At 74.1% G+C, this 8,684-nt stretch carries 7 protein-coding genes and 1 pseudogene; 3 read left to right on the top strand and 5 right to left on the bottom strand.

The features are described 5' to 3' along the window. From ACIQVZ_RS14745 to ACIQVZ_RS14725, 5 genes and pseudogenes are all read right to left on the bottom strand, one after another. A pseudogene (locus tag ACIQVZ_RS14745) lies at positions 1–2,672 on the bottom strand (hypothetical protein); the annotation flags it as partial. A 548-nt stretch (positions 2,673–3,220) separates the two neighbouring features. Then, positions 3,221–3,439 (bottom strand): hypothetical protein, encoded by a 219-nt coding sequence (locus ACIQVZ_RS14740; protein ID WP_402450101.1) that lies wholly within the window; start codon positions 3,437–3,439, stop codon positions 3,221–3,223. Between the two features lie 118 nt (positions 3,440–3,557). After that, positions 3,558–4,205 (bottom strand): AAA family ATPase, encoded by a 648-nt coding sequence (locus ACIQVZ_RS14735; RefSeq protein WP_402450099.1) that lies wholly within the window; start codon positions 4,203–4,205, stop codon positions 3,558–3,560. Between the two features lie 435 nt (positions 4,206–4,640). Further along, a complete protein-coding gene (locus ACIQVZ_RS14730; RefSeq protein ID WP_402450096.1) occupies positions 4,641–5,192 on the bottom strand; it encodes a DUF6328 family protein in 552 nt (183 codons plus the stop codon). Continuing rightward, positions 5,189–5,761: a MarR family winged helix-turn-helix transcriptional regulator gene (locus tag ACIQVZ_RS14725; RefSeq protein ID WP_402450094.1), complete on the bottom strand. Its 573-nt coding sequence runs from the start codon at positions 5,759–5,761 to the stop codon at positions 5,189–5,191. The genes ACIQVZ_RS14730 and ACIQVZ_RS14725 overlap by 4 nt, the downstream gene beginning before the upstream one ends. A 48-nt stretch (positions 5,762–5,809) precedes the next feature. Between ACIQVZ_RS14725 and ACIQVZ_RS14720 the strand changes: the two genes are divergently transcribed. From ACIQVZ_RS14720 to ACIQVZ_RS14710, 3 genes are all read left to right on the top strand, one after another. Beyond that, positions 5,810–6,712 (top strand): EamA family transporter, encoded by a 903-nt coding sequence (locus ACIQVZ_RS14720; RefSeq protein WP_402450092.1) that lies wholly within the window; start codon positions 5,810–5,812, stop codon positions 6,710–6,712. A 283-nt stretch (positions 6,713–6,995) separates the two neighbouring features. After that, positions 6,996–7,892, top strand: a complete 897-nt coding sequence (locus ACIQVZ_RS14715) for a neutral zinc metallopeptidase (protein ID WP_350887745.1) — start codon at positions 6,996–6,998, stop codon at positions 7,890–7,892. A 138-nt stretch (positions 7,893–8,030) separates the two neighbouring features. After that, on the top strand, positions 8,031–8,396 hold the full coding sequence (locus ACIQVZ_RS14710) for a hypothetical protein (RefSeq protein WP_402450090.1): 366 nt from the start codon (positions 8,031–8,033) through the stop codon (positions 8,394–8,396). The last annotated feature ends 288 nt before the right edge of the window (positions 8,397–8,684 follow it).

Raw genomic sequence — 8,684 nt, 5'->3', positions numbered from 1 at the left:
GCGGCGCCGGGCGGGCAGGTGATCACGGGCGGGGTGCCGGTGCCGGAGAACGCGGTCTCGTTCACCGTGACGTTGGTGAGGGTCACGTTGCCGGTGTTCGTCACGAGGAAGCTGTAGTCGACTACCTGCCCTGCGGCCGTGACCGTGGTCGGGGAGGCGGTCTTCATGATGGTGAGTGCGGGTGCGGGCGTCGCGGTGACGGTTGCGTTGGAGGGCGGTGAGGTCACCGGCGGGCCGGTGGGCGGTGTGCCGGTGGCCGTAGCGGTGTTGGTGATCGAGCCGGCGTTGATGTCGGCCTGCGTGACGGTGTAGGGGGCGGTGCAGGTCACGGACGCGCCGGGGGCGAGTGAGGCGGCGCCGGGCGGGCAGGTGATCACGGGCGGGGTGCCGGTGCCCGAGAACGCGGTCTCGTTCACCGTCACGTCGGTCAGCGTGACGTTCCCGGTGTTGGTCACCAGGAAGCTGTAGTCGACGGTCTGACCTGCGGCCGTGACCGTGGTCGGCGACGCGGTCTTCATGATCGTGAGCGAGGGCGTCGCGGGGACCGGGGTGTTGGTGAAGGTGCAGAGCACCATCGGACTGTTCTTGTTCTCCACCGTGGGCGGGAACGGCAGGTTGAAGGTGGTCGCGCCGGTGCCCGAGGCGACCGGGGCGTTGCCGTTGGCCGTGTCGACGCAGTCGTAGGCGGTGGTGTAGTTGGCGAGGCTGCCGGAGGCGGCGGTCTCGGTCAGCGTGTAGGTGGTTCCCGACACGGCGATGACCGGGCCGGCGGGGGGTGACTGGACGCCGGTGCTGGTGCCGGTCGTGGTGGCGGTGTTGCCCTGGGTGATGCCGCCGCCGGTGATCGCCAGGTTGAACTGGTCGTTCGACGTGGTCGAGGAGGCGAACCGGCCGACGATGTTCTTCTGCAGGGACAGGGTCGGGTTGGTGGAGCAGGCGCCGAGGTCCACGGACAGGAACGCGTTGTCGGAGTACGGCGTGGGCCCGGCCAGGATCGCGCCGGTGTTCGGGTTGAGCTGCTCCAGGAAGGTGGTGGTCCCCGTGGCGAACTCGATGTAGAGCGTTCCGGCGTTGTCGAAGGCCGCCCCGTTGAACGAGTTGCTGTCCGGGTTGGGCAGGGTGCTCAGCACCGTGTCGGTCAGCGGCACGCCGGTGGCCGACCCGGTGGTGGGGATCGGACCGTTGACCCGGCCGATGGCGGCGTCGGTGCCGACGGAGGAGAGGACGTAGAGGTTGCCGGCCGCGTCGAAGGTGATGTCGCCGTTGGGGCCGGAGGCGCCGGTGACCGGCAGGTTGAACGTGGCGATCACGCCGGGGATCGCGGTGTTGGTGGTGGTGTTGAAGCCGTAGAGGGTGGCCACGCCGGGCGTGGTCGCGGTGCCGGGCTCGAAGCTGGCGTAGTAGTAGATGCCGTTGGCCGGGTCCACCGCGCCGGCGACGAAGGAGTCGGTGGTGGGGCCGGCGGTTCCGGTGTAGGTGGTCCAGGTCTGGGTGGCCGCGTTGTAGCCGTACACGTTGACGGACCCGGCGACGGTCGGCGTCTGGTCGACCACGTAGGCGGCGGTGCCGCCGTCGGTGATCCCGAGGGCGTTGGTGAAGCCGGATCCGGCGGGGAGCGTGCTGACCGTCGTCGCGGTCACGCTGGATCCGCCGACGCTGCCGGCGGCCAGGGCCAGCAGGGTGCCGTTCCCGCTGGTGGAGGCGCCGCGCTGGATGGCGTAGATCGTGTTGCCCGTGCAGTCCAGGGGGTCGCCGGGTGCCCGGGGCAGGCGGCCGACCGGGGCGGTGCTCGGCGGGGCGGCCGCGCTGCTCGGGGCGACCGGACCGGCCGCTGCGGACGGCGTGGCCTCCGGGGCCGGGGCTCCTGGAGCGCTGCTCTGGCCGGCGGGCGCCGAGGCCGCTGACGGGTCGGCCTTCGCCGCCGTGGCGTCGGCGCCGGGGTCCTTCCACTCCAGCACGACGAGGCCGTCGCCGCCATCGCCGCTGTGGCCGCCGCCGCTCTTCGCCGCGTCGGCGCCGGTGTTGGTGCCGGTGTTGGTGCCGGCGTCGGCGCCGTTGACGCCCGTGGTGGACGGCGCGAAGCCGCCGAAGGCCGCCCCGGTGACGTACTGGCGCTCGGTCACGTGAGGCGCGAGGCCTTGCGACCCGTCTTCAGGACCGGACCCGGCAGCACTGGACCCGGCAGCACCGTCGCCGCTCGCGGCCGCCGTCGCCGTCGTGCTCGCGGCCGGGGCCGTGCCGCCGTCGGCTGCCAGCAGGGTGTCCGCGGGGGTGTGCGACTGGCCCGACCGGATGACGGAGGCGCCACCGTCGCGGGCCGCCGGGGAGCCGGAGCCGTCGGGACGCGACCGCCCGCCCTGGCCCGGTACCACCGTCAGCCGCTGTCCGGCCGTCACCTCCAGCAGCGCGGTCGCGTAGGCGCCGGCGGCGCCCGGCCGGTTCGCGTGATCGTGGCCGGCCGCGGCGGTGTCGCCGTCGGCGGCCGCACCCGCACCCCAGGCCTTCGCCCTGATCGAGGAGACCCCGATGGGGACGGTGAAGTCCTGGTCGCTTCCGGTGTAGGCGAAGGACAGGCAGTCGGTGTAGCCGGCATCCGCCGGGCACGACTGAGCCGCGTGCGCGGCGGGGGCGGCCAGCAGCGGGACGAGCGGCGCCGGCGCCAGCGTCAGCACGGCTGCCAGCATTCCCGTCCAGCCGCGCCGCGCCGAGCCCGTCCTCCTGGACGGACGGGCCAGGGCTCTGCCTGGTGCTTCGAAGGCTCGGGCCAAGCCCCAGGGGCGTCTGACTTCGGGCATCGGGGACTCCCCAGGGTGCTCGCGGGACTTTTGGATGACGGCATGAATGCGGCCATAAGGCGACGAAATGACTATGCCGTCCGTGTTATCCGGGCTGATCTGGGCTGATCCGGCGCGCGGGAGAAGTCATCCCGGCGGCCCACACGGGCGAGCTGACAACCTGTCGGACGGGCCAGCCGGGTACGGCCGTCGGAGTGGCGGCCGACGCCGCGGTGGTCACGGAGGTCACGGCGCCTCGCCCGCAAGCGGCGCCCGGCGCGGGGACTTCCCCCTCGCGCGCTGTCCGCAAACGGACGGCCGGGCGCGGCGGGCCCGCGGAGGCGCCGTCCGCGCGAAGTTCGTCGAGTGCCTGCGGGTATCGGAACTCGACTGCCGCTAAGCCGAATTGATCCGGCGAACCGCCGGGACCACCGGCGAACTGGCGGTCAGCTCCCGGGCCCGGTGGCGAAGGCGGCGATGTCCGCCAGCGGCGGCCGGTAGCCGTGGGTGGTGTCCACGTGCAGGTGCGGCACCGGCAGGGACGGCGGGGTGAAGTCGTCCAGCAGGTTGCCCGGGCCGGGCGGGGCGGCGAGGAGCGCGCGGTCGGCGTGCGCGGCGCGGCGCGGGTGCGTCGTCAGGCGGGCCCGGATCCGGACGCGGGCCACTGCCGGGTCCACCCGGCTGCGCCAGCGCGTGGGCCAGCGTCGTCTTCCCGCTGCCCGGCCCGCCGCTCACCACGATCAGCATCTGTGGACCCCTTTCGTCGGGCCAGGTCGGGCCGGGTCAGGCCAGGGCGCGGAGCAGGCGGTCGGCGAGGGTGGGGTAGGGGCGGCAGTCCAGGACGGGCAGGTGGTGGGTGCGGGCCTGGCCGGCGAGCCAGTGGGAGTAGCGGGCGCTGACGGCGGCGCGGCGCTCCTGCGGGCCGCAGTCGGGCTCGCGCTGGGCGTAGTTGGCGCTGATGTCGGCCGCGTCGCCCTCGTGCAGGAAGGCGGCGCGCACGACGCGGCCCTGTCCGGCGGCCTCGGCGGCGGCGCGGGCGGCGGCGGCCGGGGTGAGGTAGTCGCCTTCGACGATCGCGGGCACGTCGACGGTGAGGCGGTTGCGCACCACGCCGAGCAGGGCGTCGTCCAGGGCGCGGGCGGTGGCGATCTGCAGTTCCAGGACGCGGTCGGCGGGCAGCGCGTCGGGGTCGTCGAGGCCGTCGAAGTGGTGCAGGCCGGGGTGGCCCTCGGCGGTGGTGGCGGCGTGCAGGGCGGCGACGACGTCGTCGAACTCGACCACGAACGCGCCGCTGTGCCGGGCGAGTTCGGCGGCGGCGCGGCTCTTGCCGAGGCCTGAGGCGCCGCCGAGCAGCAGGACGTCCCAGGTGGGAGCGCTGCCGTTGCCGCCCGCGTTGCCGTTCCTGCTGCCGTTGTCGTCGTCGCTGTGCATCCGGGCACGGTACCCGCCGCGCGGGGTGGGGCGGTAAGCGGTTTCGGGGGCGGGCGGGCTCTGAGGGGTGAGGGAGATGTGGGTCTTCCTCGCCTGGCCCCCGGCGCCCGACAGCCGGCCCCGGCCCGGTCCCGTCCGTCACCCGTGCCGCGCCCGCCCCCGGCGTGGCGCGGGTGACGGGAAGCGGGAGGCGGGTGTGGGGACGGTTCCGGCGGTGTCGGGCCTCGGACGTCGGGCGCCGGGTCTCAGGCCTCAGGTGTCGTGCGGTGGGCCTACGCGCTGGTCGCCGGCATCGTCAACAGCTGCGGCGTCCCCCTCGACGACTGGCTCACCCCGCCCGTGGCGGCGGGCTGAGCGTCGCCGGCCGCCGTGTGGGGGAGGGGAGTCCACCACGCGGCGCCGCCCGTGCCCGGTTCCGGCCGCCGGGTGCCGGTCTCAGTCGTCGTGCAGCGGGCGGCGCACCACCCAGGGCAGGACGAACCATAGCCCGGCGAAGATCAGCGCGACGACGGAGGTGATGGCCAGGGCCGTGGCGGTCCCGAGCACGACGTCCAGGACGAGCAGCACGGCGCCGGTGAGCGCGCAGGCGAGCAGCATCAGTCCCAACTGGGCGATGTGGGCGGAGACCTTGACGATCCGTGCCTTGCCGGGGTGGCGGAACAGCCCGCGGTGCAGCGCCACCGGGGTGGCGAACACGGCCGAGGAGATGACGGCCAGCAGCAGGGTGGTGACGTAGACGTCCTGCTGGCCGTCGGTGAGGGTGGCGAAGCGCGGGGTGAAGGCGACCCCGAGCAGGAACGCGAACACGATCTGCACGCCGGTCTGCAGCACCCGCAGCTCCTGCAGCAGTTCCACCAGCCGCCGGTCGGCCCGGGCCCCCGGGCTCTCCGGGCTGCCGGGCGGCGACGGCTGGAACGGCTGGGGCTGCGGCCCGGGTCCGGGTTCGGGTCCGGGTTCGGGCTGGGACGGCGGAGGGGTGCTGGTCATGCGTCACATTCTGCTGGCCCGCCGCCCGGTGCGATGCCGTCCAGGCGCTGCTGCCAGGCGGTGAGGAGGGTCTGCAGGGCGGCGGCCTCCTCGGGGGACAGGAGGGCGAGCAGGCGGTGCTCGTTGCGCAGGTGGGCGGTGAACGCCTCGTCGATCAGCCGCAGGCCGGCGTCGGTGAGGGCGACGACGCGCCCGCGCCGGTCGCCCTCGGCGAGGCGGCGGGTGACCAGTCCGGCGTGTTCGAGGCGGTCGATCCGCTTGGTCATCGCGCCGGTCGTGACCATGGTGTGGGCGGCGAGCTCCCCGGGGGCCCGCTGGTAGGGGGCGCCGGCCCGGCGCAGCGCGGCCAGGACGTCGAACTCGCCCTCGCCGAGGCCGTAGCGGGAGTAGACCAGGGTGAGTTCGCCGGTCAGCCGTGCGGCGAGGCGGTGCAGGCGGCCGATGACGGCCAGCGGGGAGACGTCGAGGTCGGGGCGTTCGCGCCGCCACTGGGCCTGGATCAGCGCCACGTGGTCGGCGTCCGCGCCCGGCCGCGCGGGTGTCCGGGGGTGCTGCTGGTGGTGCTCCATGGGGCCATCCTACCGCCAGTATCTTCCTGGGAAGGTATATTGCCTTCCATGGAAGCCAATCTGCGGTGGGTCCTGCTGACCGCGATCGCGCCACTCGCCTGGGGTGCCAACTACTACGTCACCCACGCCTACCTGCCCGCCGACCGGCCCCTGTGGGGCGCGACCCTGCGCGCCCTGCCCGCCGGACTGGTCCTGCTCACCCTCTCCCGCCGCCGCCCGCGCGGACCCTGGTGGTGGCGCAGCGCCCTGCTCGCACTGCTGAACACCGCGGTGTTCTTCGTCCTGCTCTACCTCGCCTCCCAACTGCTGCCCACCAGCACCGCCGCCACCGTCATGGCCGCCTCCCCGCTGGCGATGCTGCTCACCGCCTGGGCGCTGGCCGGGCAGCGCCCGCACCGCGCCCACCTGGTCGGCGCGGTGGTGGGCCTGGGCGGGGTGGCGCTGACGCTGCTCGGCGCGGGCGGCGCGGTCAGCGGGGCGGGGCTGGCCGCGTCGGTGGCGGCGATGCTGGTCTCCTGCGTCGGCTACGTGCTGGCCGCCCGCTGGCGCGAGGGCGCGGACCCGCTGGCCGCTACCTCCTGGCAGCTGACCGCCGGCGGCCTGATGCTGCTGCCCCTGGCCGCCGCCGTGGAGGGCGCGCCCCCGGCGATGGACGCCCGCACGCTCGCGGTCTTCGGCTACGTCGCCCTGGTGGCCACCGCCCTCGCCTTCGCGCTCTGGTTCGCGGGCCTGCGCCACCTGCCGGCCGGCACGGTCGGGCTGCTCGGCCTGCTCAACCCGCTCGCGGGCGTCCTGCTGGGCGCCGGCCTCGCGGGGGAGGGGCTCGGCGCGCGCCAGGTGTGCGGGCTGGCGCTGGTCCTGGCCGGCGTCCTGCTCGGCCGCCCCCGCGGGCCCGCCCGCCCTGCCGAAGCCTCCGCCGCGGCCACATCCATGACCCGCAACGATTATTGACGGACCGTCAGTCCAGCAGCCGGGCCAGGTGACGGTCCGGGACGGCGCGCGCGGCCTCGGGGGAACGGAGCCCGATCGCCACGGTCACGGCCACGGTCACGGCCACGTCCGCAGTCGCCGCCCGCCCCAGCCCCCGCCCCAGCCCCCGCCCCCGTCCTGACCGGCCCCTGGCGCCCGCGCCCCCGCTGCGCCGCGCCGGCGCCCGCTGCCCGTAGGCTGGGCGGGCCGTCACCGGCACAGACCGTCACCAGTAATGACAAACACGACAGAAGCGGGCAGGGGCATGCAGTTCGACGACCAGGGCGACCTCGACACCTCACAGGTGGACGACCGGCGCGGGATCCCGGGCGGGAAGGTCGCCATCGGCGGCGGGGCGGTGGGCCTGATCGTCGTACTGTTCGCGGTCGTCCTGGGCGTGGACCCCCAACTGCTGGGCCTGTCCTCCGGCGGCGGCTCCACCACCTCCAACGGCGCGCACACCGTCGGCGAGGTGCAGCAGGCCTGCAAGACCGGCGCGGACGCCAACCGGCGTCAGGACTGCCGGATCGTGGCGGTCACCAACAGCGTGCAGGAGTTCTGGCGCGCCGAACTGCCCAAGCGCACGGGTACCGCGTACCGCAACGCCGAGACGGTGCTGTTCACCGGTCAGGTCTCCACCGCCTGCGGCCCGGCGACCTCCGCCGTCGGCCCGTTCTACTGCCCCGGCGACCGCAAGGCCTACTTCGACCTCGGCTTCTTCAACGAGCTCTCGGCCCGCTTCGGCGCCAAGGGCGGGCCCTTCGCCGAGTCCTACGTCGTCGCCCACGAGTACGGCCACCACATCCAGAACCTCCTCGGCACCATGCAGAAGGTCGGCAACGACCGTCAGGGTGCCAACAGCGCCTCCGTGAAGCTGGAACTCCAGGCCGACTGCTACGCCGGGGTGTGGGCGCACCACGCCACCACCACCCCGCAGCCCTCCACCGGGCGGCCGCTGATCGCCTCCCTCACCGACCAGGACATCGCCCAGGGCCTGGACGCGGCCGCGTCCGTCGGCGACGACCGGATCCAGAAGCAGGCCACCGGCCGGGTCAACCCGGAGAGCTGGACCCACGGCTCCTCCGACCAGCGCAAGACCTGGTTCACCACCGGCTACCGCACCGGCGACCTCGCCCAGTGCGACACCTTCGGCAAGCCCTAGCCGCGCACGTCGGCTCCCGGAGTGCGGCGGCGCGCCCCTGTCAGATGTCAGGGACCGCCGCCGCGCCCGCGTTCCTAGGCTGCTGAGCACCGGCCGGACCCCACGTCAGGCCGCCCACCAGCCAAGGGAGAACCATCCATGCGCAGGATCACCCACGCCCTCGCCGCCCTCGCCCTCGCGACCGCGGCCCTGACCACCCTGGGCACCGGCGGCGCCGGCGCCGCCGACGGCTCCTGGGCGGGCTGCCCGTACGGGGCGGTCTGCGTCTACCCGCAGAACCAGAACCCGGCCTCGGCCCCGAGCGAGGTGTACTGGAGCTACGGCGCGCACAACCTGAGCAACCAGTACGGCGACCACTGGGTCCTCAACAACCAGTCCGGCGGCGCCCACGCCCACCTGTGCAAGGGCTCGGGCGGCGGCAACTGCGTCTACGACATCCCGGCGCAGAACGGCGTCTGGTACGACCTGGGCCCGATCAACTCGATCACCCTCGACCGCCCCTGACGCGTCGTTCCCGACCCACCGGTACCACCTCCGCACAGGGGCGCCCGCCGCACGCGGGGACGGCGGGCGCCCCGCCTTCCTGACACTCCGACAGGCTGATCGACTCTTGAACGGCGGGCCCCGCAACGGGCGCCGCCGTTCCGCCATTTGGAGCTTCCTCCAGGTTTCAACTCCCCGCCAGTGTTCATGAAGATAACGAGTAGAGGCGCATCGCCCGCAGTCTGAATTTACTTATTGACGTCATGTACGCGTTCAGGTTTAACTCCCCCCACCCCGCCGCAGAGCCGC

The organism is Kitasatospora sp. NPDC098663, from assembly GCF_044760075.1.
GTDB lineage: Bacteria > Actinomycetota > Actinomycetes > Streptomycetales > Streptomycetaceae > Kitasatospora.
Note: the sequence above shows the minus strand (reverse complement) of the source record. Positions and strands in the feature narration are given on the sequence as shown.

Excerpts from the sequence above, each read along its gene's own strand:
- ACIQVZ_RS14735 (WP_402450099.1), bottom strand. The coding sequence starts at position 4,205 with ATGCACAGCGACGACGACAACGGCAGCAGGAACGGCAACGCGGGCGGC.
- ACIQVZ_RS14730 (WP_402450096.1), bottom strand. The coding sequence starts at position 5,192 with ATGACCAGCACCCCTCCGCCGTCCCAGCCCGAACCCGGACCCGAACCC.
- ACIQVZ_RS14725 (WP_402450094.1), bottom strand. The coding sequence starts at position 5,761 with ATGGAGCACCACCAGCAGCACCCCCGGACACCCGCGCGGCCGGGCGCG.
- ACIQVZ_RS14720 (WP_402450092.1), top strand. The coding sequence starts at position 5,810 with ATGGAAGCCAATCTGCGGTGGGTCCTGCTGACCGCGATCGCGCCACTC.
- ACIQVZ_RS14715 (WP_350887745.1), top strand. The coding sequence starts at position 6,996 with ATGCAGTTCGACGACCAGGGCGACCTCGACACCTCACAGGTGGACGAC.
- ACIQVZ_RS14710 (WP_402450090.1), top strand. The coding sequence starts at position 8,031 with ATGCGCAGGATCACCCACGCCCTCGCCGCCCTCGCCCTCGCGACCGCG.